General features: G+C 63.8%; 25 protein-coding genes, 1 tRNA gene and 1 pseudogene. 15 read left to right on the top strand and 12 right to left on the bottom strand.

The genetic code is table 11. The features are described 5' to 3' along the window. The 8 genes and pseudogenes from AOQ71_RS46895 to AOQ71_RS01340 form a co-directional block, all read right to left on the bottom strand. A pseudogene (locus AOQ71_RS46895) lies at nt 1–179 on the bottom strand (GDYXXLXY domain-containing protein); the annotation flags it as partial. Nucleotides 180–220: 41 nt separating this feature from the next. After that, nucleotides 221–1,492: a DUF2157 domain-containing protein gene (locus AOQ71_RS01370; RefSeq protein ID WP_057740828.1), complete on the bottom strand. Its 1,272-nt coding sequence runs from the start codon at nt 1,490–1,492 to the stop codon at nt 221–223. Between the two features lie 293 nt (nt 1,493–1,785). After that, nucleotides 1,786–2,925, bottom strand: coding sequence for an FAD-dependent oxidoreductase (locus AOQ71_RS01365; protein ID WP_057740826.1), 1,140 nt, complete (start codon nt 2,923–2,925; stop codon nt 1,786–1,788). Between the two features lie 154 nt (nt 2,926–3,079). Next, nucleotides 3,080–3,385 carry a hypothetical protein gene (locus AOQ71_RS01360; RefSeq protein WP_157083320.1) on the bottom strand — a complete coding sequence of 102 codons (306 nt, stop codon included), beginning with the start codon at nt 3,383–3,385 and terminating at the stop codon, nt 3,080–3,082. A gap of 208 nt (nt 3,386–3,593) precedes the next feature. Then, a complete protein-coding gene (locus AOQ71_RS44615) occupies nt 3,594–3,779 on the bottom strand; it encodes a hypothetical protein (protein ID WP_157083319.1) in 186 nt (61 codons plus the stop codon). Between the two features lie 863 nt (nt 3,780–4,642). Then, a complete protein-coding gene (locus tag AOQ71_RS46575; protein WP_205668182.1) occupies nt 4,643–4,906 on the bottom strand; it encodes a metallophosphoesterase in 264 nt (87 codons plus the stop codon). A 292-nt stretch (nt 4,907–5,198) separates the two neighbouring features. Further along, nucleotides 5,199–5,288: transfer RNA gene (locus AOQ71_RS01345), tRNA-Ser, on the bottom strand. A 432-nt stretch (nt 5,289–5,720) separates the two neighbouring features. Further along, nucleotides 5,721–6,890, bottom strand: coding sequence for an ROK family protein (locus AOQ71_RS01340; protein WP_057740818.1), 1,170 nt, complete (start codon nt 6,888–6,890; stop codon nt 5,721–5,723). A 337-nt stretch (nt 6,891–7,227) separates the two neighbouring features. On the opposite strand from AOQ71_RS01340, the gene rplU reads away from it, so the two are divergent. The 3 genes from rplU (at nt 7,228) to AOQ71_RS01325 (ending at nt 8,738) form a co-directional block, all read left to right on the top strand. Continuing rightward, nucleotides 7,228–7,614, top strand: coding sequence for a 50S ribosomal protein L21 (gene rplU / locus AOQ71_RS01335; protein ID WP_057740817.1), 387 nt, complete (start codon nt 7,228–7,230; stop codon nt 7,612–7,614). A gap of 105 nt (nt 7,615–7,719) precedes the next feature. Beyond that, entirely contained in the window at nt 7,720–7,989 is a 270-nt protein-coding gene (rpmA, locus tag AOQ71_RS01330; RefSeq protein ID WP_057740814.1) for a 50S ribosomal protein L27, read from the top strand. A 155-nt stretch (nt 7,990–8,144) separates the two neighbouring features. Then, complete coding sequence (locus AOQ71_RS01325) at nt 8,145–8,738, top strand: GNAT family N-acetyltransferase (RefSeq protein WP_057740812.1); 594 nt, start codon at nt 8,145–8,147, stop codon at nt 8,736–8,738. A gap of 65 nt (nt 8,739–8,803) precedes the next feature. On the opposite strand, the gene AOQ71_RS01320 is transcribed toward AOQ71_RS01325, so the two are convergent. Next, entirely contained in the window at nt 8,804–9,718 is a 915-nt protein-coding gene (locus AOQ71_RS01320; RefSeq protein ID WP_057740809.1) for a DMT family transporter, read from the bottom strand. Nucleotides 9,719–9,984: 266 nt separating this feature from the next. Between AOQ71_RS01320 and AOQ71_RS01315 the strand changes: the two genes are divergently transcribed. The 3 genes from AOQ71_RS01315 (at nt 9,985) to AOQ71_RS01305 (ending at nt 13,371) form a co-directional block, all read left to right on the top strand. Next, nucleotides 9,985–10,467 (top strand): MaoC family dehydratase, encoded by a 483-nt coding sequence (locus AOQ71_RS01315; protein ID WP_057740807.1) that lies wholly within the window; start codon nt 9,985–9,987, stop codon nt 10,465–10,467. 86 nt (nt 10,468–10,553) lie between these two features. Then, nucleotides 10,554–11,594: a GTPase ObgE gene (gene obgE / locus AOQ71_RS01310; RefSeq protein ID WP_057740805.1), complete on the top strand. Its 1,041-nt coding sequence runs from the start codon at nt 10,554–10,556 to the stop codon at nt 11,592–11,594. Nucleotides 11,595–11,736: 142 nt separating this feature from the next. Further along, on the top strand, nt 11,737–13,371 hold the full coding sequence (locus AOQ71_RS01305; protein WP_057740802.1) for an alkaline phosphatase family protein: 1,635 nt from the start codon (nt 11,737–11,739) through the stop codon (nt 13,369–13,371). Nucleotides 13,372–13,469: 98 nt separating this feature from the next. Here AOQ71_RS01305 and AOQ71_RS01300 read toward each other — a convergent pair whose 3' ends face one another. Continuing rightward, nucleotides 13,470–14,438 (bottom strand): Bug family tripartite tricarboxylate transporter substrate binding protein, encoded by a 969-nt coding sequence (locus AOQ71_RS01300; protein WP_057740799.1) that lies wholly within the window; start codon nt 14,436–14,438, stop codon nt 13,470–13,472. 169 nt (nt 14,439–14,607) lie between these two features. Here AOQ71_RS01300 and proB point away from each other — a divergent pair, with 169 nt between their 5' ends. Continuing rightward, the gene (proB, locus tag AOQ71_RS01295; protein WP_057740797.1) at nt 14,608–15,729 is read left to right on the top strand and encodes a glutamate 5-kinase; all 1,122 of its coding nucleotides are present in this window, start codon (nt 14,608–14,610) and stop codon (nt 15,727–15,729) included. Between the two features lie 18 nt (nt 15,730–15,747). Here proB and AOQ71_RS01290 read toward each other — a convergent pair whose 3' ends face one another. Beyond that, nucleotides 15,748–16,044: a type II toxin-antitoxin system RelE/ParE family toxin gene (locus AOQ71_RS01290; protein WP_057740795.1), complete on the bottom strand. Its 297-nt coding sequence runs from the start codon at nt 16,042–16,044 to the stop codon at nt 15,748–15,750. Continuing rightward, nucleotides 16,025–16,303 (bottom strand): type II toxin-antitoxin system ParD family antitoxin, encoded by a 279-nt coding sequence (locus AOQ71_RS01285; protein ID WP_057740794.1) that lies wholly within the window; start codon nt 16,301–16,303, stop codon nt 16,025–16,027. The genes AOQ71_RS01290 and AOQ71_RS01285 overlap by 20 nt, the downstream gene beginning before the upstream one ends. A 193-nt stretch (nt 16,304–16,496) precedes the next feature. Between AOQ71_RS01285 and AOQ71_RS01280 the strand changes: the two genes are divergently transcribed. The 8 genes from AOQ71_RS01280 to AOQ71_RS01245 all read left to right on the top strand — a co-directional run bounded on the left by AOQ71_RS01280 (nt 16,497) and on the right by AOQ71_RS01245 (nt 24,348). After that, nucleotides 16,497–17,792, top strand: a complete 1,296-nt coding sequence (locus AOQ71_RS01280; RefSeq protein ID WP_057740792.1) for a glutamate-5-semialdehyde dehydrogenase — start codon at nt 16,497–16,499, stop codon at nt 17,790–17,792. 23 nt (nt 17,793–17,815) lie between these two features. Continuing rightward, nucleotides 17,816–18,460 carry a nicotinate-nucleotide adenylyltransferase gene (locus AOQ71_RS01275; RefSeq protein ID WP_057740790.1) on the top strand — a complete coding sequence of 215 codons (645 nt, stop codon included), beginning with the start codon at nt 17,816–17,818 and terminating at the stop codon, nt 18,458–18,460. Nucleotides 18,461–18,658: 198 nt separating this feature from the next. Beyond that, nucleotides 18,659–19,015, top strand: a complete 357-nt coding sequence (gene rsfS, locus AOQ71_RS01270) for a ribosome silencing factor (protein WP_057740788.1) — start codon at nt 18,659–18,661, stop codon at nt 19,013–19,015. A 107-nt stretch (nt 19,016–19,122) separates the two neighbouring features. Beyond that, entirely contained in the window at nt 19,123–19,605 is a 483-nt protein-coding gene (gene rlmH, locus AOQ71_RS01265; protein WP_057740786.1) for a 23S rRNA (pseudouridine(1915)-N(3))-methyltransferase RlmH, read from the top strand. A gap of 31 nt (nt 19,606–19,636) precedes the next feature. Continuing rightward, on the top strand, nt 19,637–21,016 hold the full coding sequence (locus AOQ71_RS01260; protein ID WP_057740784.1) for a murein hydrolase activator EnvC family protein: 1,380 nt from the start codon (nt 19,637–19,639) through the stop codon (nt 21,014–21,016). Further along, nucleotides 21,013–22,374: a S41 family peptidase gene (locus AOQ71_RS01255; protein ID WP_057740782.1), complete on the top strand. Its 1,362-nt coding sequence runs from the start codon at nt 21,013–21,015 to the stop codon at nt 22,372–22,374. The genes AOQ71_RS01260 and AOQ71_RS01255 overlap by 4 nt, the downstream gene beginning before the upstream one ends. Nucleotides 22,375–22,557: 183 nt before the next feature. Then, nucleotides 22,558–23,775, top strand: coding sequence for a divergent polysaccharide deacetylase family protein (locus tag AOQ71_RS01250; protein ID WP_057740780.1), 1,218 nt, complete (start codon nt 22,558–22,560; stop codon nt 23,773–23,775). 66 nt (nt 23,776–23,841) lie between these two features. Further along, the gene (locus AOQ71_RS01245) at nt 23,842–24,348 is read left to right on the top strand and encodes an RNA pyrophosphohydrolase (protein ID WP_057740778.1); all 507 of its coding nucleotides are present in this window, start codon (nt 23,842–23,844) and stop codon (nt 24,346–24,348) included. Nucleotides 24,349–24,398: the final 50 nt, after the last annotated feature.

The raw sequence follows: 24,398 nt of genomic DNA, 5'->3' as shown, positions 1-24,398 counted from the left end.
CCTGCCGGCAGTTGCGTGATGTCGTAACCGAGCGTGACGTAGTCGCCGCGCAGGAGATCGCGGGGATCGACGGGGCGGGTCTGCAAGGTCACCTCACGGCCCTCGCGCAGGATCTGCGTGCGATCGGCGACCATCAGGATCAACAGCGCGCATTGCAGCAGGATCGCGACGCCGAACAGCACGGCTTTCGGGATGCGCTGCCAGAGTGCGGAGAGCCTCGTCATCGCCCGGCCCTCGGCAGCATGCGATTGAGTGCCGACGCGAACACGACGGCGATGACACCGGCCGCCGCCAGGAAAGCCGAGCGGCGCAGCAGCGAGCCCTTCACGGTCCAGGTGGTGCCCGCGATGACGCCGGCGATGCCGAGCCAGCCGGCGACGATGCGCGGGCGCACGTCATCGAGCACGCCTGAGACGACGAGGCACAGCATGGCAGCGAGCAGCGCGGCATAGGCGAACCAGGGCTCGCCGGCCGCGGACGCCGGCCAGAGCGGCGCGGCGACCAGCACGAGGCCGATGGCACAGGCCGCGAGGATTTCACCCGCGCGCCTTGTCACGCCGGCGGAGGCGAGCGCAAGAACCACGCCGGCAATTCCGCACAGGATCGCCCATGGCGGCTGCGCTGGCGCCGTTCCGGTTCGGAAGGGGAAGATGTCGTCGATCGTCGTCACCTCCAGGGAGGCAACGAGGCCAAGCGCAAACGCGCCGTAGATCGACAGCACACTGCCAAGCCGCTGCGCCCGCGGCGAGGCGTGAGATGCGATCGCAAGGCCGGCGCCGAACAGCAGCGCGGCTCCGTTCGCCAGCACGAAGGCCGGCTGCATGCCGTCGAGATCGAAGCGCAGCGCTGTCGCGATCCACCACGGCAGCAGCGCGATCGCAACGAGATGGGCCGCGACGTGCGAATTCCAGGCGAGCGCAACGGCGGCGGCGATCAGCCAGAGCAGCAGGAACGGAAGATGCAGGACATCAGGCGCGTCATAGGCGCGCATGCAGGTCCAGATGGAGGCGGCGACGAGGGCGACCGCAAGCGCGCCGCGCGAGCCGGTCAGCAGCGCCGCTGCGAATGCGCCGATCGCCCACAGCAGCATGCCGCCGGCAAAATCGTCGCCGAGATGATACATCTGGCCGACCAGCGCGATGCCGGCGCCGAAGATGATGGCACCGATGCTGGCGCAGAGATCGGCGAGAATGCTGCGGCCCGTCGAAGCGAACCACGCGCCAAGGCCGCCTGAGACGATCATGCCGGCGAGCAGGATCGCAAACCGCAACAGGCGCGCGATCTCGGTCCAGTGTGCCGCGACGAAGGCGAGGAACGCGGCCGAGATCAGGAGGCCGCCGACGATGGCAACGACGACGGCGATGTTGATGCCTGATGAGAGCGGCGGCAATGCATTGCGGATGGCGCCAGCTGCCGCCGGCGCGATCACGCCATCGGCCTCCCATTGCGCAAGGTCAGCCTCGAGGCGCTGCCGGTAAGCTTTGTCGAACATCGTCGTGGATCACATGGTCGTGGATCAGCTGGCCGACTGCCGGCCGTGGGCTATTGGTCGGAACGCGGCGGCGGCGGGTTCAAACGGCCACGGCGCCTGCGGGCTTCCGTTTGCCGGGCGGAAAGAAAGTCGAAAACAACCCCATGCACAGTAGCCAGCTCCCGTCAGAACAAGGGCTTTTGCCAGCGTCTACGGAATTTCAGAAATTGCGCTTGTTCCGTCGGGCAAAACAGGTGCATGATGGCATCGTGGCGGGAGGTTCGACAGGCGGGGCGCGAAATCCCAGCATCCGCTCAGGCGAATTGAGAATATCGGGACAGCTGAAAGAAGGGTTCGGCTTGGTAGGACGGATCGGTGGCAAGGCGCGCGAGCCTTTGCCCGATGGCGGGCGCGAACTTCGCACCATGGCCTGAACACGCGGAGCAGACGATGAGGCGGGACTCCGGCCAGCGATCGATGATGAATTCATCGCCCGCGTCCAGCCTGATGTCGGCGGGCGCGGTGTTGGTGTAGAGGCAGACGTCGCGATCGACGATGGGCCCGGCCGCGCCGGGGACGAGCGCGGCCAGCGCTTCGCCGATGGGGCGGAGTTCGGCATCGGTGGCGGGCGGACCCCAGTCGTCGGGGCCGACCACGGGCCCGTGGTTGTGAGGCGCAGCTTTGACGCCGCGCCGTTCGAAATCCGGAAAGCCGTAGACGATGTTGTCAGGACCTCGGTCCAGAATGAAGATCGGGAAACGACCGAGCGCTACAGTCTCAGGGCGGGCTGGCTTGAACCAGCCGACCGCCTGTCGGGTGACGTTGAGCAGCGGGGTGAGTTGCGGGAGGGCGCGACCGAGCCATGGGCCCAGCGCCAGGATCGCGCGCTCGGCGAAGAACTCTTCGCTCGCCGTGCGGATCGAGACGCCGTCGTGGCGCGGCGTGAAGCTCGCGCGTTCCGGAATCACGCGATTCGCGGCGCATGATCGCATCAGTTTCATGACTGTAGCGGTGTGCAGGATCGCGCCACCGTCCTGCACCACGACGTCCCAATCGTCAGGCAGGTTGAAAGCCGGAAATTCCTTGTTCGCGACAGCAGCGGTCATCATCGGATCCGGACGCCCTGTCGCGATCGCGGCCGCGCGCGAGGACGCCACCATGGCGGAGCCGGGGCGGCCGGCCTCCAGGATAGGGGTTTCCGTCAGAACCGTTTGACCGCTTTCGGCCTGCAACCGGATCCAGCCGGCATGAGCCTCGTCGCTCAGGCCAGTGTAGTTGGGATTTTCGAAATTGAAGCGACGAAAAATGCGACATGACCCATGCGACGAGCCGCGATCAGAACCTGCTGCGACAGGGTCGAACCCGAGCGCATCGACGCCGGCCTCCAGCAACGCGCCCAGCGCTGCTCCGCCCATCAGCCCCAGACCCAGCACGGCGACTTCGCATTTTCGCATGAAGGCCTCGCGAGCGATGCTACGACGCGCGGATCATCGTGGTGATTTCGCGTGTTGACAAGGTCTACCGGAGGGCGATTACGGCCGGCATCGACAACGCCGTGGCAAGACATAATGTACGCATGGACGTGGGCATCAATTTCACTATCTCAGTTCAGCCCTCGGTACCGCTGAACCCAAAAGCCTTGCAGCGTTCTTTTGCATAATCCCATGCGGAGAATGTTATTGATTTATCAGCCTTATCGATGGGCATGACAAACGGATCGTCGCCAAACATCGTGTACGTTTCGTAGAGCTCTGCTTCAGACATGCCAGGCCGGTATGAATTTTTCAGATCCTCATCCACAATGCGCTTGCAGGCCGCAATGGCTTCTTCAGCGCTCGAAAAGACGCCATGCTCGTTGCGTTCGTCTCCGCGTCCGAAATGAAAATTGTCGTCGATCATGACTTTGTATGGCACGAAATCCTCCAGTCTCGGCATGCAGCCACGACTGCGACTAAAAGCTGAATACCCGGCGCGGGCAGCTCAAACTGCTCTCCAACGCTAGCGACACGCCAGCTCGCGGAACGAGGTAATCTAAATCCCGGTCGATGTTGCGGGGCGGGCTCAGGGCGGGGGTGACGAATCCTTGGGGCTCTTGCGGGGCGCTTGAGCGATTGAGATTGCCTTATTTGGATGACCGCGGCGAGAACTCATCCGCTTCGTCACGCAACATCATCTCGGTTGTCAGCATGGCGGCATAATGCCTTCGAAGTAGTTCGTCACGAGCAGCACGAACCTCAGCATCGGTTGGCTCACGACCAAGCTGGTTACGAAGTTTCGCTAAAGTCTCCTGCTTCAGCTCAATGCCCATTTTGCCTCCATGTTTCAGTTGCCAGTAGAGTACAGTAGATTCGGCTTAAGTTCTCGCGCCTCGGCTCCGCTCCCTTGGATGCAATGCCGTTTCTACGCCAGTTCCACAGCTGCCACATCGGAGTGAGCCTGCCTGCATCCGGGCTGAGAATACCCGTGGCCCTTTCGGCTTCTGAACATGAACCTGTTGGCTTTTTGTGATTTCGCCTATGCCGCGACCGAAATTAGATTCTTATCCGACAATTGAGTTTCCCCCGACCATCGATAGGCCGTCAGATACCCGCCCTTCGCAATGCTAAAGTCGAGACATGCTGCGTTTGGTGCCGTAAGTCTCGGTGAACCATTCATCCAATAGTGGCCAAAGAACACCGGTTTGCTTCCACGATACCTCAAGTCCCGAGGAAGCTCCGCGTCGGGCAATTCAGCCTCGCGACCATCCATCGAAAGGGTGGCTCTTCGAAAGGTTACGGCTTCCGGGTCCCACCAACGCAACCGGACTTCCTCCCGCTTGTGACCATCTTTGTCAAAGAAATGGATTCCCTCGGGCAGACGTTGCTCCGGGCCTTTCAGGAGTATTTCGACGGCGGCATGGGCGGGTGTTCCGTCACGATAGGCCTCACGGATTCCTGACTCTGTAAGACCGCCTCGTTCGTCCAAGAACGGCCTGAGGACCTTTAGCGATGGTTCATGCCAGCAAGCGTGGGCTACACGAAGATCAGGAAGGTCTAACCAAACTGGGAGGGTTTTGAACCAGCTGACAGCATCCTGATGGGCCGCCGAGTTTTCTTCGAACTGACGAAGAAATTCCGCGTGCTGGCGCGCGGTCTTTGGAGAGTGATTGCGAAGGAAGTCGCCATTCTCACTTCAAGCGGCCCAGCCAATGGCGTTAAACTCATGATGGCCCAAAACTGCGCTGGCTGTCCCAGCTTCACACATCGCGCGGGCAACACGCAAAACTTCGAGCTGCTGCGGACCGCGGTCGATGAAATCGCCGACGAAGATCATTTTCCGTTCTGAATGCCGAAAAGCACCTTCGACTTCGACGTAGTCGAGCTTGCGTAACAATCGATGCAATGCATCCCCATGACCGTGAATATCGCCAACGATATCGTATCCTTGATTGGTCATGCAACTCGGCTCATCTGCACGACTACCCCCTTGGTCTTTTCTTCCCGCGCGCAGCGGCATGCATCTACTTACGATCAGAGTAAAGATATTGCTGAAATCCGACGAAAGCATCGCGTATTGCTGCAGCACTAAAAGATGAATTGTCCTGAGGCCAAGTCAGCACAAGGTGGCAAAGGGATGGTGGCGCTCCTTGGCTCGCTGTCCTGCCCCTATCCACGACCTAACCGGCATGAGGATCTAACCGGGACCGACCCATTGTCTGGCACTGGAACAGTTGATTTGAAATTCGGGCTGGCGGAGAGGGAGGGATTCGAACCCCCGATAGGCTTGCACCTATGCCGCATTTCGAGTGCGGTGCATTCAACCACTCTGCCACCTCTCCTGAAGGTCGCCATAGTGAGGCAGGGCCCCTGTGGTTGGGGGCGTTCATAAGCGAGGATGGCGGGCCAGACAAGGCGCGAGAGGGGAAAATCCGCTGCCTGTTTCAGCCCCGCTGCCGGCGAGTCCCCCAAAAGCGCGCCGAGATTGGGTTGAATCAGGCCGATCCTGGCTCGGTGCACCTCTCCCGCAAAGCAAGCGGGAGAGGCGAAGAAGAAAACGGGATGGGACCGCCAGACGCGGTAAACCACTGGCGGTCCCGTGCCGCTCATCAAAAAGCAGGCCAGGAAGGGCGGCTTCGCAGGCCTGCGTGAGTCGACGGTTCCACCTTAGCGTGCGTTTCGGGAACTGCAACGTAAAGTTGTCCTTAACCTAACCAGTCAAGGTTACCCCGGTTGACGCGTTTTCCTGACGCGAACCGGTGTCCAAACGCTGGTTAGTCCGCCTTGGCAGAGTCCTTGTTGTTTTCCTTGTTGTTTTCTTTGGGCTTTTTCTTCCCCTCCGCAGCATCCCGGTCCTTGCCATTATCTTTACCTTGGCCGCTGTCGCGGCGGCGGTTGGTGAAACGCGCATTGCCAAGGCCGGTGCCGATGGTGAGCACGCCCCAGCGATCGACGTCCTGCATGAACGGCACCTCGGAGAGGCCCTGAACCACGCCGTCATTGTGCATCAGAATCGCGGTGTCGTGCTCGCCGATCATGGGGATGCCCTCGATCAAGCTCGCCGGCAGGTTGAACTTGCTGCTCTCCCAATTGCCCGGCAGGTTCTGCGCGCCTTTTTCGATGGACCCGTCCGCGTTGATCACGCCGGGACAGGCGATGCCGATGAAGGGCGCGAGCTTGAAGCCATCGGTGTCGGCTGCGACGATCAGCCCCTTCAGCATCTTGGTGAGCCGCTTCACCGCGCCCTCGCGCGTCGGCTCGTCGTCGGCATGCCGCCACAGCTCCGATTTCACCACCTTGGCCTTCGAGAGGTCCTTGGCCTTCTTCCAGCCCGTCTCCACCAGGCCGCAACGAATGTTGGTGCCGCCGATATCGACCGCGAGGATGCTGTCATAGGCCTCGAAAATCCACGAGGGCGCCAGATGCAGCGCGCCGATCAGGCCGGCTTCATCGGGGTGATGCCGGATCGGCACCATGTCGATCTTGAAGTCTTCGGCTTTCAGGATGATCTCGGCGCGCGCGATCGCGAGCTCCCCGAGGCGCGAATCGCGAAAGCCGCCGCCGACCACGATGCGCTCGGTCTTGGCCCAGGCCTTTGTCTTCAGGAACCGGCGCGTGACATAAGCGAGCTCCTGGGCGAACTCCTCGATGGCGCTGTGCACCACGGCGGAGGCCTCGACGTCGTCGCTGATCAGGATGGAATCCAGCGTCTTCTTGCTGATGTTCTCCGACGGCTCCTTGCCGAACGGGTCCTCGCCGGTCTTGCGCAGCGGCTTGCGCCAGCGCTCGAGGATCTCGCGGAACGCGCCCTTGCTGGCGCGGTCGCCGAGAAAACCGTCGTCGTCCTTCAGCTCGATATTGAAGCTGTCGACGTCGACCGATGGCAGCCGCTCGCCGCCGTGATTGGCGATGCCCGTGGTCTTGACCAGTTCGTCCGTTGCCATGAAATGCCCTTGCCCGCGTTTTCGGATTTGGAAAGACAACGGCGAGGGAACCGGTTGGTTGCTCGGCTGCGGCAATTCGGGCGGCAGCAATTCGGGCGGTCTGGCCAAATCCTTCAAATCCGGGCCTTTTTCGCCCGCTTTTCCTTGACTCTTGGCGACTTGCGGCTATAAGTCCGCACAACCGGCGCGGGGCGTTTCTCGCGCCGCATGTTTTTGCGTGGGTTTTCAAGGGGATAATCCCCGCCCGCACAAAACGCCTAAACCCATAGCGACTGACAAAAAGCCGGCCCCTGGCAGATAGTCATGAGGCCGGGATTGAACACGAAGGAAAAAAACGATGTTCGCAGTCATCAAAACCGGCGGCAAGCAATACCGCGTCGTGCCGGATGATGTCCTGGAAGTTGGCAAGATCGAAGGCGAAGTCGGCTCGATCGTGCAGTTGAATGAAGTTCTGGTGCTCGGCGGCGACACGCCGGTGCTGGGCGCTCCGACGGTGGCCGGCGCCTCCGTTGCGGTCGAGGTGCTCGACCACAAGCGCGGCCCCAAGGTCATCGCGTTCAAGAAGCGCCGCCGCAAGAATTCGCGCCGCAAGCGCGGCTATCGCGACGAGATCACGGTGCTCCGCATCTCCGAGATCCTGGCCGACGGCGCCAAGCCCACCAAGGGCCCGCGTCCGAAGAAGGAAAAGGTTGCCAAGGCGCCTGCAGCGGAAGCTGCCGAGTAACTTAAGACCGATCACGCCAATTCACGAATTGAGGCGTGCGACGTTTTGAAATGATTCCGTCAAGGAATTGACCTAAGAAGATACGCAGGATTTCGGAGACGAGCCATGGCTCACAAAAAAGCAGGCGGTTCATCGCGCAACGGTCGCGATTCAAAGGGTAAGCGCCTTGGCATCAAGGTGTTCGGCGGGGAGCACGTGATTCCCGGCAACATCATTGCGCGTCAGCGCGGCACCACCTGGCATCCCGGCCTCAACGTCGGCATGGGCACGGACCACACTCTGTTCGCCAAGATCGAGGGTCGTGTTGAATTCCAGGCCAAAGCCAACGGACGCACCTTCGTAGCGGTGCTCCCGCTCGCAGAGGCGGCTGAATAGACGGTGGATCATATGGAGTCCGCCGGGTCCTTGACCGAACCGGCGGAGTCCGAGAGATCGAACAGATCGAAGGCTCCAGGGGAGGCAGGGAAACCGGCCTCCCCTTTTCGTTTGTCGTGTTCACTTTTGATTTTGTGACTTTGACGGAGCCGGACATGTTGCAGGATTTCTCGAGCGTGACCTTGGCCGAGGCGAGACCTGGCGTCGTCGCCACCGAACGGCTGACCTTGCGACGGCCGACCCTTGCCGACGCCCACGCCATCGCCCGCCTCGCCAACGACCGCCGTGTCGCCGAAAACACCCGCCGCCTGCCCCATCCCTATTCGCAGGACGATGCCGTCGCATTCATCAGGCACATTGCCGCGCTCGAAGCCGAGACCGTGTTCCTGATCGAGCACGACAGCGGGCCGATCGGCATGGTCGGCATCGACCGCTCCACGCCCGACAATGCCGAGCTCGGCTATTGGCTCGGCGTCGAGCATTGGGGCCGGGGCTTTGCCACCGAAGCCGCGCGCGGCGCCATCGACTTCTTCTTCGAGGAGTTCGAGGACGACCATCTCTATGCCGGTGCGCGCGTCACCAATCCGGCCTCGCGCAACGTGCTGGAAAAGTGCGGCTTCCAGTGGAGCGGCGTGCAGCTGCATCGCTTCCTGGCGCTGGGCTCGTCGACGCCGGTCGACTGCTTCCGCCTCTCCCGCGGCGTGTGGTCGTCGCTGAAGAGCTGGAGCAGCGCGAGACGGGTGAGGTAGGCCCGGCTGCCTGCTCCATTCACGGTGTCGTCCCGGCCTTCGCCGGGACGACACCGAGGTTGTGGTTACACCGGCGGATTGACCTCTTCGCTTGCGCGGCCGAGATCGCGTTCGCGCAAATAGATGTAGAATCCCGCGCCGATGATGATCGCGGCGCCGATGATGGTGGCGATGGACGGCACGTCGCCGAACACGACGAAGCCGAAGATCACGGCCCAGACGATCATGGAGTACTGATAGGGCACCACGACGCTCGCCGGCGCGAGCTTCAGCGAGCGGTTGACGCAGAACAGCGCCGTCACCGAGATGCATCCCGCCAGCACGAAGAACACCAGGCTGCCCGGCGTCGGCGGCACCCAGTGGAAGGCCGACAGCACGGCCCCCAGCGACAACGTGCCGATGAATTGCGAGGACGCCATCACGATGTCGGGCGTCTTGCGCAGGCTGCGGGTGATCAGCATCAAGGTCGCAAAGGAGAGACTGCCGCCGAGCGCGATCAGCGCCGGCAGGCTCACCGTCTGCACCGAGGGGCGCAGCGCGATCACGACGCCGCAGAAGCCGACCAGAATCGCGGTCCAGCGCCGCCAGCCGACCTTCTCGCCGAGAAAAATCGCCGACATCGCGGTAACGAAAATCGGGCCGGCGAGATAATAGGTGATGACGTCGGCGAGCGGCAGGTAGACCGTCGCCAGGAAGAAGGCGGCGACCTCCAGCGTCGACAGCACGACGCGAAACAGCTGCAGGCCCGGCCGCTCCAGATGCAGGAACTGATGACGCTGCCGCCAGATCATCGGCGACAGCAGCAACAGCGCCGCGCAGGCGCGCAGGAACAGGAGCTGCCCCACCGAATACGTTCCGACCAGGAATTTGCCGATGGCGTCGCCGAACGAGAACATCGAGATCGACAGCACCATGAGAGCGATGCTGGCAAGGCGCGCCGAGCGGTCGTCATAGGCGGAGAGTTTCTTGAAGAAGGGCATCGGCGCGTGTCAGAGGGAGACCGTCATTGCGAGGAGCTCTTGCGACGAAGCAATCCAGACTGCTCCCGCGGAGACAGTCTGGATTGCTTCGCTTCGCTCGCAACGACGAGCGGAGAGAGCGTCGGAAGCCGGCGACTAGAGCCGCTTGCGTTGGTTTTAATGACGTGGACGCGTGGGACAAGCCCGCACAAGCCGAATTGAATGGATTGTCGCACCCGTCGCATCGCGGTAGCGATAAGCACCTCACCGAGACAAGAGCTTGCGTCATGATGGATTTCGACCCGGCCCAGCACCGCATGATGCCAGCGCAACGCTGGTTTGAGGATTTCGTGGTCGGCGAGCGCTTCGTGCTGCCGAGCCGGACCCAGACCAGCGCGGTGTTCGCGGCCTTCCAGACCGCGAGCGGCGACACCCACCCGGTGCACTATGATGTGGAATATTGCCGCGCCCGCGGCATGCCGCACCTGCTCGCCCACGGCTTCCAGACGCTGATCCACACCGCGCCCGGCGCCGGGCTGTTTCCATTCATGGTCGAGGAGTCCCTGGTCGGCTTCCTCGAGCAGTCGAGCCGGTTCCTCAAGCCCGTCTTCGCCGACGACACGATCTATCCCGCGCTCGAGGTCACCGAGCTCATGCCCGGCCGCACGACCGGCACGGTGAATCTTCGCAGCACGGTGTTCAACCAGCGCAAGGAGCTGGTGCTGGAAGGCACGCAGAAATTCCTGATCCGGCGCCGGCCGGCTGGTTAAGCGAGGGGCCTAAATCGCTCAAATTTCGGCCGATTTGCGGGCAAACCCGGGTTGCCCCGGGTGGCAGCCTGGCCTACCTATGGCCCATGAAATTCCTCGACGAAGCAAAGGTCTATATCCGCTCCGGTGACGGCGGCAACGGCTGCGTGGCGTTCCGCCGCGAGAAGTTCATTGAGTTCGGCGGTCCCTCCGGCGGCAATGGCGGCCGCGGCGGCAACGTGATCATCGAGGTCGCCGACGGCCTCAACACACTGATCGACTACCGCTACCAGCAGCACTTCAAGGCCCAGAAGGGCGAGAACGGCATGGGCTCGGACCGCCACGGCGCCAACGGCAAGAACATCGTGCTGAAGGTCCCCCTGGGCACGCAGATCTTCGACGAGGATCGCGAGACGCTGATCCACGACTTCACCAAGGTCGGCGAGAAGTTCGTGCTGGCCGAGGGCGGCAATGGCGGCTTCGGCAACGCGCATTTCAAATCCTCGACCAACCGCGCGCCGCGCAACGCCAATCCCGGCCAGCCGGGCGAAGAGCGCTGGATCTGGCTGCGGCTGAAGCTGATCGCCGACGCCGGCCTCGTCGGCATGCCCAATGCCGGCAAGTCGACCTTCCTCTCCAAGGTCAGCGCCGCGCGGCCGAAGATCGCGGACTATCCCTTCACCACGCTGCATCCGCAGCTCGGTGTCGTGAACGCCGACGGCCGCGAATTCGTGCTCGCCGACATTCCCGGCCTGATCGAAGGCGCGCATGAAGGCACCGGCCTCGGCGACCGCTTTCTCGGTCATGTCGAGCGCTGCCGCGTGCTGCTGCATCTGGTCGACGCGACAAGCGAGCATGCCGGCAAGGCCTACAAGACCGTGCGCAAGGAGCTCGACGCCTATGGCGGGCTGCTGACCGACAAGATCGAAATCGTCGCGCTGAACAAGATCGACGCGGTCGAGCCGGACGAGCTGAAGAAGCAGAAGGACCGGCTGAAGCGCGCCGCAAAGAAGACGCCGCTGCTGATCTCGGGCGCGACGGGCCAGGGCGTCAAGGAAGCGCTGCGCGCGCTGGTCGATGTGATCGGCGAGGCCCCGGTGTCAGCCAAGGCCAAGAGTGCGGCCGAAGCGGAGCCGTGGTCGGCGTAGAGGGCGATGCTCTCTCCACACCTCTCCCCAACGGGGAGAGGTCGATTTGCGCTACGCGCCGACCTCTCCCTGTGGGAGAGGTTGTCTTCGCGCCCTCGATAGAGCAGCATCCAGAAGATCGAGAAGGGGGCGGAGGCAAAGCATGGCGCGCGCGAAGAACGTTCTCTGGATCATGTGCGACCAGCTTCGCTACGATTATCTCGGCTGCACCGGTCATCCGACGCTGAAGACACCGAACATCGACGCCATGGCCAGGCGTGGCGTGCTCTTCACCAAGGCTTACGTGCAGTCGCCGATCTGCGGGCCCTCGCGGATGTCGTTCTACACCGGCCGCTATATGCGCTCGCACGGCTCGCACTGGAACGGCTGGCCGCTCCGCGTCGGCGAGCCCACGCTCGGCGATCACCTCAAGAAGATCGGCGTGCGCAACGTGCTGGTCGGCAAGACCCACATGGCGCCTGACCTCGAAGGCATGAAGGCGCTCGGCATCCCGCCGGAATCCGTCATCGGCGTGCATGTCGCCGAATGCGGCTTCGAACCCTACGAGCGCGACGACGGATTGCATCCGAGCGGCCGGCCACGCCCGAGATACGACGAATATCTGCGAAAGCAAGGTTTTGAGGCCCCCAATCCGTGGGAGCATTGGGCCAATTCAGGCGCAGCCGAAGATGGCTCGTTGCAGAACGGCTGGCTGCTGGTGCATGCCGACAAGGCCGCGCGCGTGCCGGACGAGCATTCCGAGACGCCCTACATGACGCGCCGCGCGATGGATTTCATCAGCGAGGCCGAGACCGATGGCCGGCCATGGTGCCTGCATCTGTCCTACATCAAGCCGCACTGGCCCTACATCGCGCCCGAGCCCTATGCCAGCATGTATTCGACCGAGGACATGATCCCGGTGATCCGCTCGATGCGCGAGCGGCAGAACCCGCATCCGGTGTTCGGGGCCTACATGGACATGCGCTACTCCCGCAACATGGCGCGCGACGAGGCGAGAGAGAAGGTGATCCCGACCTATATGGGCCTGATCACCCAGATCGACGACCAGATGGGCGTGCTGATGAAGTTTCTGCAGGCGCGCGGCCTCCTGGAAACCACCATGATCGTGTTCACCTCCGATCATGGCGACTATCTCGGCGATCACTGGATGGGCGAGAAGGACCTGTTCCACGAGCAGTCCGCAAAGATCCCGTTGATCATCATCGATCCGTCGAAAGAAGCCGACGCGACGCGCGGCACGCACTGCGATGCGCTGGTGGAAGGCATTGATCTCGCGCCGACCTTCGTCGATTATTTCGGCGGCAAGGTGCCGGGCCACATCCTCGAAGGACGCTCGCTGCTGCCGCTGCTGCGCGGCGAGAGGCCAGCCGATTGGCGCAAGGTGGCGTTCTCGGAATACGACTATTCCATGCAGGACGTGCGGCTGAAGCTGAACCAGCCGATCGAGCGCTGCCGCCTGTTCATGGTGTTCGACGGCCGCTGGAAATACATCCACGCCTCCGGCTTCCGCCCGATGCTGTACGACCTCGAAACCGACCCCGACGAATATGTCGATCGCGGCGACGATCCGGAATGCGCTGCGATCATCGCGCGGCTCCAGGCCGAGCTGTTCGACTGGGCCCTGCATCCGAACGATCACATCACCACGCCGCGCGAGAGGATCGCGAACTATGCCGACAACCAGCTCCAGGTGAAGGGCGGGATCTTGATCGGCATCTGGGACGAAGCGGAGCTTGCCGCGATCAAGGACGGCATCGCCCAGCGCGCGAAGATTTGAGACGCGCCGTCATTGCGAGCGCAGCGAAGCAATCCAGAATCTCTCCGCGGAGGGGCGCTGGATTGCTTCGCTGCGCTCGCAATGACGGGAGGAGAGACTCAATTCTCGATCCTGTATCCCGTCGCCTTCACGATCGGCTGCCAGAACGCCGTGTTGGCGGCGAGCTCCTTGGTCAGGCCATCCGCGCTGCTGCCGACTGGAATCAGCCCGATCGCCGTGAGCTTCTCTTTCACCTCAGGCTTGGCAAGCACCGCACTCGCGGCGGCACCGAGCTTGCTGGCGAATTCCGGCGGGCTGCCGGCGGGAAGCCACATGCCGTACCAGGCATCGGCAACGAGATCGATGCCGCTCTCCTTCAGCGTCGGCACCTCGGGCGCAAACGGCGAACGCTCGGCGCTGCTGGTCGCGATGATCTTGACGCCCTTGGCGCGATGCTGCGGCAGCGCATCCGCCAATGTCGTAATGCCGAACGAGATATGACCGCCGATGATGTCATTGAGGATCGGCGCGCTGCCGCGATAGGGCACGCGCGTCAGGGCAATGCCGAGATCCTTCTCCAGCTTCGAGCCGGCGAAGTGCGGAATGGTGCCGTTGCTCGGCACGCCGAACGAGGTCTTGTCGGGATGCGCCTTCAGCCAGGCGACGAATCCCTTGAACTCAGCGACATCCATGGCCGGGCCAACCACCAGCGCAAACTCGAACCGCGCCAGCAGCGACACCGGCATGAAATCCTTCGCCGTATCGAAGCTCGGAATCGTCTCCACCATCGGCAGCAGGTACATGGTCGGCCCCGTGGTCACCAGCACCATGCTGCCGTCGGGGCTCGCGCCCTTCACCGCCTTGATGCCGATCAGGCCGTCGCCGCCGGTGCGGTTCTCGACCACGACGGTCCGCTGCAGCATCGGAGCGATTTCCTGCGCGATCAGCCGGCACAGCGTGTCGCCGCCCGCCCCCGCCGCGAACGGGAAGATAATTTTGGTGAGGCCAGCCTGCGCGTGCGCCTCACCCGCGTGCTGCGCCAGCAGCGGCAGACCGAGACATCCGGCCATGAATTTACGGCGATCCATTCGTTTCCCGTCCAGCCTGTGATTGGTCGGCGGCATTAGAACCGGGCTGGCCGGCAAGACAAGGCCGACCTTCGCCCTTTACCGTTCTGCCCGCCTTGCGCCGGCCATCGTCCTGCTGCAAAAGCGGGGCCTCACCGGAACAATTTCCGTAGCGCCAAAACATCCGCACATGGCCAGTCCCGAACTCAGTCAATTCCGCCGCATCGTCGTCAAGGTCGGCTCCGCGCTGCTGGTCGATTCCGACAGGGGCGAGGTGCGTGCTTCCTGGCTCGCCGCGCTCGCCGACGACATGGCCAGGCTGCACAGGGAGGGCCGCGACGTCCTCGTGGTCTCCTCCGGCTCGATCGCGCTCGGCCGCAGCCGGCTCAAGCTGCCGCGCGGCCCGCTGAAGCTGGAGGAGAGCCAGGCCGCCGCGGCCGTCGGCCAGATCGCGCTGGCGCGGATCTGGTCGGAGGTGCTCGGCGCCCACGGCATCGGCGCCGGACAGATCCTGGTGACGCTCCAGGACACCGAGGAGCGCCGTCGCTATCTCAATGCCCGCTCCACCATCGGCAAGCTCCTGGAGTGGCGCGCCATCCCCGTCATCAACGAGAACGATACGGTCGCCACCACCGAGATCCGCTACGGCGACAATGACCGCCTCGCCGCGCGCGTCGCCACCATGGCAAGCGCCGATCTGCTGGTGCTGCTGTCCGACATCGACGGCCTCTACGACGCGCCGCCGAAGAACAACCCGAACGCAAAGCTGATCCCGGTGGTCGAGAGCATCTCCTCGGAGATCGAGGCGGTGGCTGGCGATGCCGAGTCCGAGCTGTCGCGCGGCGGCATGCGCACCAAGGTCGAGGCCGCCAAGATCGCCACGACTGGCGGCACGCATATGTTGATCGCATCGGGCAAGATCGAGCATCCGCTGCAGGCGATCGCCAATGGCGGCCGCTGCACCTGGTTCCTGACCCCGGCCAATCCCATCACGTCGCGAAAGCGCTGGATCGCAGGCACGCTGGAGCCGAAGGGCACGCTGACCATCGATGCGGGCGCGGTGACCGCGCTGCGCGCCGGCGCCAGCCTGCTGCCGGCCGGCGTGATCAAGGTCGAGGGCCAGTTCGCCCGCGGCGATGCCGTCATCGTCCGCGGCCCCGACACCAGCGAAATCGGCCGCGGCCTGATCGCCTATGACGCCGAGGTCGCCGAGCGGATTAAGGGCCGCTCCTCGCCTGAGGTGATGACTATCCTCGGCATCAGCGGGAGGTCCGAGATGATCCACCGCGATGATCTGGTGGTGGGCGGGTAAGGGCGAACCGGCCGCCAACTATTGCATGTCGTCGGCGCCGATATCCTGCCGGCCGTGCATCACTCGGACAACTTCAACACCGTCAGCTGTGGGTATGTAGAAGATCAAATAGTTGCCGACTTGAAAACTACGCAGCTCGGCGCGCAATTCGCTGCGATCGCGGCCGGCAAATGGTGTGCCTGCCAACATATTGAATGTTGCGTCGATGCGATCAAGCAGCGCGTCGGCCGCTCGCGGATTATCTGCGGCGATATAATCCCAGATCGCCGTAAGGTCGATTTCTGTCTGCGGACTCTTAAGCGGTCTTTTTGCCATTCTTGGCCGCCAGACGCTTCCGACCTTCTGACTTGATCCGCTCGAACATGTCACCGACTTCTTCCATCGGTCCGCTGTCGAACCCCTTCTGGATTTCCTCCCGTAACGCTTCCAGCTTGATCTTGCGCCGCTCTTCGCGCTCCTCGACCAACCGAAGGCCTTCGCGCATCACCTCGCTCGCGGTGGCGTAGCGGCCGCTCTCGACCAGATTGTCGATCAGGTCCTCGAAATGCTTGCCGATGCTGTAGCTGCTTGCCATGGGACCGCTCCGTTATCAGATAATGATATTTATTGATATTTGGTCGCCTGGCAAGCACCTGTCCAGCTTCGGGCCTGACCAGGCCATTGGCCGACTCGGCAGCACCAGCCGGGCCCCAGCCATACCCTCCCCACCCTTCGCAAAAGCGGGATTTCCGTGCTAGGACACCGCCTTAGCAGAAGGTTGAACTCCCATGGCCGCCCCCCTCAAAGCCGTTGACGGCAATGCCGATCTTCAGGCGCTGATGTCCGATCTCGCTAGCCGTGCCCGCGCCGCCGCGCGCGTGCTGGCGCTGGCGCCGCCGGAGCAGAAGAACCGGGCGCTGGAGGCCATGGAACGAGCGATCCGCGCCAACGCAGCTGCGATCCTCGCCGCCAATGCCGAGGATGTTGCGGAAGCCCGTGCCTCGGGCGATGCGACCTCCGCCTTCATAGATCGCCTGACGCTGACGCCGGCGCGAGTCGAGGGCATGGCCGAGGGCATCGCAATCGTGCGCGGCATCACTGACCCCGTCGGCATCGTCACCGAGAGCTGGCAGCGACCCAACGGGATGACCATCGAGCGCGTGCGTGTGCCGCTCGGCGTCGTCGGCGTGATCTTCGAGAGCCGTCCCAACGTTGCGGCAGATGCCGGCGTGCTCTGTTTGAAATCAGGCAATGCCGTGATCCTGCGCGGTGGCTCGGATAGCTTTCGCTCCTGTCGCGCGATCCACGAATGTCTCGTCCAGGGCCTGCGCGAAGCCGGCCTGCCCGAAGCTGCGATCACGCTGGTGCCGACGCGCGACCGCGCAGCGGTCGGCATGATGCTGTCCGGACTGAACGGCTCGATCGACGTGATCGTGCCGCGCGGCGGCAAGAGCCTGGTCGCGCGCGTCGAGCAGGAAGCGCGCGTGCCCGTGTTCGCGCATCTCGAAGGCGTCAACCACGTCTATGTCGATGCCAGCGCCGACCTCGCCATGGCGAAGGAGATCGTGCTCAACGCAAAAATGCGCCGCACCGGCGTCTGTGGCGCCGCTGAAACGCTGCTGGTCGATCGCGCCGCTGCTGGCAAGGCTCTGAAGCCGCTGGTCGAGATGCTGCTCGAGGCCGGCTGCGAAGTGCGCGGTGACGATGCCGTGCAAGGGACGGATGCGCGCGTAAAGCCTGCCAGCGAAGACGATTGGGACACGGAATATCTCGACGCGATCATCGCCGCAAAGGTGGTCGACGGCGTCGACGGCGCGATCGCGCATATCCAGGACCACGGCTCGCACCACACCGATGCGATCGTGAGTTCGGACGAGGCTGCGGCGAGAAAATTTCTCAGCGAAGTCGATTCCGCGATTGTGCTGCACAATGCCTCGACGCAGTTCGCCGACGGCGGCGAGTTCGGCTTTGGCGCCGAGATCGGCATCGCCACCGGCCGCTTCCACGCCCGTGGTCCTGTTGGCGCCGAGCAATTGACGAGCTTCAAATATCGCGTTCACGGCACCGGACAGACGCGGCCGTAAGCGATGTCGCGAGGCGCGGGGCATTGAGTCAAAATTTCGTCGTGCCGCGCTTCGTGGCGCAAGCGGTCCCGCCCCATACCGGGGGCATGCGCATCGGCCTGCTCGGCGGCTCGTTCAATCCGCCGCATCAGGCGCATCGCGCGATCAGCCGCTTCGCACTTACGCGATTGCAACTCGATCGCGTCTGGTGGCTGGTGACCCCAGGCAATCCGCTCAAGGAGAACGGCAATCTGCACGAGCTCGGCGAGCGCATGCAGGCGGCGCGTGACGTCGCTGATGACCCGCGGATCGAGGTGAGCTGTCTCGAATCCGTCATTCGCACCCGCTATACTATCGACACGATCAACACCTTGCGCCGCCGCTTCCCGGGCTTGCGCTTTGTCTGGATCATGGGCGCCGACAACCTCGCTCAATTCCATCGTTGGCAGGACTGGCGGCGCATCGCCGCCCAGGTCCCGATGGCAGTGATCGACCGTCCGCCGCAAAGTTTCCGCGCCCTCGCCTCCCCCGCCGCCCAGGCGCTCGCGCGCTATCGCCTGCCGGAGATTGAAGCCGCCTCGCTTGCGGATCGGCCGGCGCCGGCCTGGGTGTTCCTGACCGGATTGAAGCTCAACCTCTCCTCGACGGGCTTGAGGAACCCGGACGGAAGCTGGAAAGGTACGAAGTGAGACGCAATGTGGGGACTTACGGGCTCTCTGGCATATTGAAACCCTTAACCCCACATGATGTAGTGTAGCCAGTGGACGCCGGATTCGGCGTTCGCGATACAGTGAAAGGAATGGTCCCTGACCACGTCTGTATTGTCCAAGTCTGTTTTACCCAAGGTTGCTAAGCCTACGCGTAAAACATCGACCCAAGCTGCGGCCTTGAAGGCGCAACCCGACGCCGACAAGACGCTGAGCCTGATCCTCTCCCGCCTCGAGGATATGAAGGCGGAAGAGACGGTCACCATCGACCTTCGCGGCAAATCGGCATACTCCGACTACATGATCGTCACCACGGGCCGTGTGAACCGGCACGTTGGCGCGATCGCGGAGAACGTGACGAAGAGCCTCAAGGAAAGCGGCATCAAGAACATCCACGTCGAGGGCTTGCCCAATTGCGACTGGGTGCTGATCGATTCCGGCGATGTGATCGTGCACGTGTTCAGACCCGAGGTCCGTGAGTTCTACAACCTGGAGCGGTTGTACACGCAGGGCCCAGGGGCGGCGAAGGCGATCTAGGCTCGACCGGTCGGCCTGCTTGGCCGATTTCGAATCGGCTGACGCGCATGCTAGCGTCGTGCGCGCGCGGAATGCGCGCGGTCATGAAAACACGACTCTGAAGCCTCATGCGTGTTGCAGTCATTGCGGTGGGCCGGCTGAAGCAGGGCCCCGAACGGGAGCTTGCCGACCGCTATTTCGAGCGGTTCGACGAGGTTGGCCGCAAGCTCGGATTCCGCGAGCTGACCATCCACGAAATCCCCGAGAGCCGCGCGCGCGACACCGCAACCCGCATGGCCGAGGAAGCCGCGGCGATATCGGCGCACATTCCCGAAAAATCGATTCTGGTGGCGATGGACGAGCGCGGCCAGAACCTCGATTCCACCGTATTCGCACGGAATCTCGGACGCTGGCGCGACGAGGGCGTCGGTCATACTATCTTCGTGATCGGAGGGGCGGACGGACTTTCGCCCGAATTGCGCCGTAAGGCCAAGCTCACGATCGCGTTCGGCTCTGCGACCTGGCCGCATCAAATGGTCCGCGTCATGCTTCTGGAACAGCTGTATCGGGCCGCCACCATTCTGGCCGGCCACCCCTACCATCGCGCGTGATTCGCGCCACAACGAGCACCTTGCGCAACAGATGCGAGCGCCGATCCTCAATTTGCTGCTGATGGCGAGCTGCGCCGGCGCAAGCCTCTTCGCTGAAGAAAGCCTCGCGCAAGCTCAGATGCAAGGTCAGGCAATCGCACCGGCGCCGCAGACCGCGGCGATCTCACCCGACGCGATCAAGCAGCGCGAGCAGGAGCTGGAAGCCGCGCGCGCCCGGCAGAAGAGCGCGGAGGAGGCGCAGGCCAAGCTGAAGGCCGAGATCGCCTCGCTCGGCCAGGACCGCACCCAGCTCAATCAGCAATTGATCGACACCGCCGCCAATGTCCGCACCGTCGAGACCAAGATCGACGAGGCCGAGGCGCGGCTGAAGACGCTGAACGGCCGCGAGCAGCAGGCGCGCGCTTCGCTCGATTCGCGCCGCGCCGACATCGTCGAGGTGCTGGCGGCCCTGCAGCGCGCCGGACGGCGTACGCCGCCGGCGCTGCTGGTGCGGCCGGAAGATGCGCTGCAATCGCTGCGCACCGCGATGCTGCTCGGCGCCGTCGTGCCGGAATTGCGCGGCCGCGCCGAGACGATCGCAAGCGAGCTCGGCGAGCTTGTTGCCTTGCGCAAGACCATCGCGAGCGAACGCGACCAGCTCGCCTCCGACCGCGACAGGATCCGCAGCGACCAGACCCGGCTCACCGCCCTGGTCGAGGAGCGGCAGCGCCAGCAGGCCTCGCGCGAAAAGGACCTCGACGCCGAGAATTCGCGCGCCATCACGCTGTCAAAGCAGGTCGGCGACCTCCAGGGGCTGATCGCCAAGATGGAGCAGGACCTGCAAAGTGCCGCCAAGGCGGCCGAGAAGGCCGCCGAGGCCGCCAGGCAGGCCGAGGCCAAAGAGGCGAAAGCTGCGGCTGCAAACGCGGCGGCCAATGCCAAACCGGGCCCGGCCATTTTCAAGGACCGCTCCCGGACCAGCCCGGCGATCCTGTTTGCCTCGGCCAAGGGGCTCCTGCCGCTGCCGGTTAACGGTAACAAGATCAGGGACTTTGGCGGTTCCGACGGGGTCGGCGGGGTCCAGAAGGGCATTTCGCTGGCCACCAAGCCCGGCTCCCAGGTCACGACCCCGTGCGACGGCTGGGTGGTCTATGCCGGCCCGTTCCGCAGCTATGGACAACTCTTGATCCTCAATGCCGGGGGCGGGTATCATGTCCTGATCGCCGGGATGGAGCGCATTTCGGTAAACATCGGACAGTTTGTGCTCACGGGGGAGCCGGTCGCGACCATGGGGTCGACATCTCAAGTCGCCTCCATTCTCGCCACCAACGCGAGTCAACCTGTGCTGTATGTCGAGTTCCGCAAAGACGGCACTCCAATCGATCCAGGCCCATGGTGGGCCGCAAATGAAGGCGAGAAGGTTCGCGGATGATGCGCAAGACTTCAGTTATCCTCCTCAGCGCGGCCACCGGTGCGGCGCTGACGCTGTTCGTGACCCAGCCGCGCGCGGTGTTCATGGGCTCCAGCGCGCGAGCCGCGACAGCGGACACCTATCGCCAGCTCAACCTGTTCGGCGACGTCTTCGAGCGCGTGCGCTCCGACTATGTCGAGAAGCCCGACGACACCAAGCTGATCGAATCCGCGATCAGCGGCATGCTCTCGGGCCTCGATCCGCATTCGAGCTACATGGACGCCAAGAGCTTCCGCGACATGCAGGTGCAGACCCGCGGCGAGTTCGGCGGTCTCGGCATCGAGGTCACGATGGAAGACGGCCTGATCAAGGTGGTCTCGCCGATCGACGATACGCCCGCCTCGCGCGCCGGCGTCATGGCCAACGACATCATTACCAATCTCGACGATGAAGCGGTGCAGGGCCTGACCCTGAACCAGGCGGTCGAGAAGATGCGCGGCCCCGTCAACACCAAGATCAAGCTCAAGATCATCCGCAAGGGCCAGGACAATCCGATCGACGTCACCCTGGTGCGCGACAACATCCGCGTCCGCTCGGTGCGCGCGCGTGTCGAGGCCGACGACATCGCCTATATCCGCATCACCACCTTCAACGAACAGACCACCGAAGGCCTGAAGAAGGAGGTCGCCAACCTCTCGAGCCAGATCGGCGACAAGCTGAAGGGCTACATCATCGACCTGCGTAACAATCCGGGCGGCCTGCTCGAGGAAGCCGTCACCGTGTCCGATTCGTTCCTGGAGAAGGGCGAGATCGTGTCGACCCGCGGCCGCAACGCCGAGGAGACCCAGCGCCGCACCGCGCACGCGGGTGACCTCACCAAGGGCAAGCCTGTCATCGTGCTCGTCAACGGCGGTTCGGCCTCGGCGTCGGAGATCGTCGCCGGCGCGCTGCAGGACCACAAGCGCGCGACCATCGTCGGCACGCGCTCGTTCGGCAAGGGCTCGGTGCAGACCATCATCCCGCTCGGAAGCGGCAACGGCGCGCTGCGCCTCACCACGGCGCGCTACTACACGCCGTCGGGCAAGTCGATCCAGGCCAAGGGCATCGTGCCCGATATCGAAGTGCTGCAGGACGTGCCTGATGAGCTGAAGGCGCGCACCGATACCAAGGGCGAAGCTTCGCTGCGCGGTCACCTCAAGAACGACGGCGACGAGAAGACCGGTTCGCAATCCTACGTCCCGCCGGACGCCAAGGACGACAAGGCGCTCAAGATGGCCGACGATTTGCTCCACGGCATCAAGAACAGCGCCTCCGCAGCGCCGACGCCTGGCAGCGACAACAAGGCCGCACCGGCGGACAAGCCCAAGGCCGCGAACTAAGGCAGCGAACTAAGGCAGCCAACCAAGGCGGCGAGCTAGGCACAACCTATCCGATCTGACGAAAGGGCGGCTTCAGGAGGCCGCCCTTTTTGCTTGGGAACTCCTGGTCTCCCCGGCCTATCCCGGCCTGCCGCCGCTTGACCTCGACGTGGTATCGTCGGGTCGAGTGATTCGGGATCTCGCATGACTGAAACGGCCGATGATCTGAGCGCCCCGCTCGGACAGGACAAGCCGCGCCGGAAACGGCGGCTGCGGCTGCCGTTCACCGCCATGCAACTGATCGCCGTCATGCTCGGCCTGTTCCTGGTCACCTTTGCCGGCTTTGCCATCTTCAACAAGGACCCGCTCGGGGGCGAGCCGATGATGCGGATCGCGATCCGCGATCCCAAGGCCACCGACGAGAAGCCTATCGCCTCCGGTCATGGCCAGGAGATCAAGCAGGAAGGCAAGCAGGAGACCAAGGAGGCGCCGAAGCAGGCGAGCGAGCAGAAGACCGTCACCATGATCGACGGCTCCACCGGCGCACGCCATGACGTGGTGATCGGCGCGGGCGAGGCCGCCGACAAAGGCGAGGCGGCTTCCGCAGCCCCGCCCGTCATGAACGGGGTCGATTCAAAGCTGCTGGAGAAGTCCCGCTACGGCATGATCCCCGCGATCTCGGGCGACCTCAAGCCGTTCAACGTCTATGCCGCCGAGGCCGACCGGGCCAAGGCCGCGAAAATGCCTGTGGTGGCGATCGTGATCGGCGGCCTCGGCGTCGGCGCCGCCAAGACCACCGACGCCATCATGAAGCTGCCGGGCGCGGTGACGCTGGCCTTCACGCCTTATGGGTCCGATCCCGCCAAGCTCGCCGAGCGCGCCCGCGCCCAGCGCCACGAGATCTTCCTGCAGATCCCGATGGAGCCCTACGACTTCCCCGACAACGATCCCGGCCCGCAGACGCTGCTGACCTCGCTGACGGCAGACCAGAACACCGACCGCCTGTACTGGCACCTCAGCCGGATGCAGGGCTATGCCGGCCTCACCAATTTCATGGGCGCCCGCTTCATCGCGACGGACGCGGCGATGCAGCCGATCATCCGCGAGGCCAGCAGGCGTGGCCTCGGCTTCTTCGATGACGGCTCCTCGCCCCGCAGCATCGCCTCACAGGCGGCCGGGAGCCTCGCGGTGCCGTTCGGCAGGGGCGACATCGCGCTCGACGCGGTGCCGACCCCGACCGAGATCGACCGCGCCCTCAACAAGCTGGAATCGACGGCGCGGGAGCGCGGCGTCGCCATCGGCACGGCCTCGGCCCTGCCGGTCTCGATCGAGCGGATCGGGGCCTGGATCAAGACATTGAACGACCGGGGTATTCTATTGGTGCCATTGACATCCGCGATGCTGAAATCAAAATCCAGCTAAATCAAAGAATTGGTACGGCAGGGCTTCCCGATGGCCCGGCCGGCAGCACGCGAGAGGTTTGGCGGAATGGCGCGTTATGAGGATCTGCCCTACCGAACCTGCGTCGGCGTGATGCTGCTCAACAAGGAAGGCCTGGTGTTCATCGGTCGCAGAGCCGGCGGCATCGAGCATGTCGACGACAACCATGTCTGGCAGATGCCGCAGGGCGGGGTCGATCCCGGCGAGGACAATTGGGAAGCCGCCAAGCGCGAGCTCTATGAAGAGACCAGCGTGCGCTCGATCGAGCGGCTCGGCGAGGTGCCGGACTGGCTGATCTACGACATCCCGCGCACGGTCGCGGGGCGCGCCTGGAAGGGCCGCTACCGCGGCCAACGCCAAAAGTGGTTCGCAGTGCGCTTCACCGGCAAGGACAGCGAGATCAATGTCGCCAATCCCGGCGGCGGCGGCCACAAGGCCGAATTCGTCAGCTGGCGCTGGGAGCCGATGAAGAACCTCCCCTCACTGATCATCCCGTTCAAGCGCCCGGTCTATGAGCGCGTGGTGAAGGAATTTTCCGCGCTGGCGGATGGTTGATCCTTATTGTCGTCCCGGGGCGATGCGACAGCATCGAATCCGGGACCTCG

The organism is Bradyrhizobium manausense (genome assembly GCF_001440035.1).
GTDB classification, from domain to species: Bacteria; Pseudomonadota; Alphaproteobacteria; order Rhizobiales; family Xanthobacteraceae; genus Bradyrhizobium; species Bradyrhizobium manausense.
This window is presented reverse-complemented; position numbering and strand designations above follow the sequence as displayed.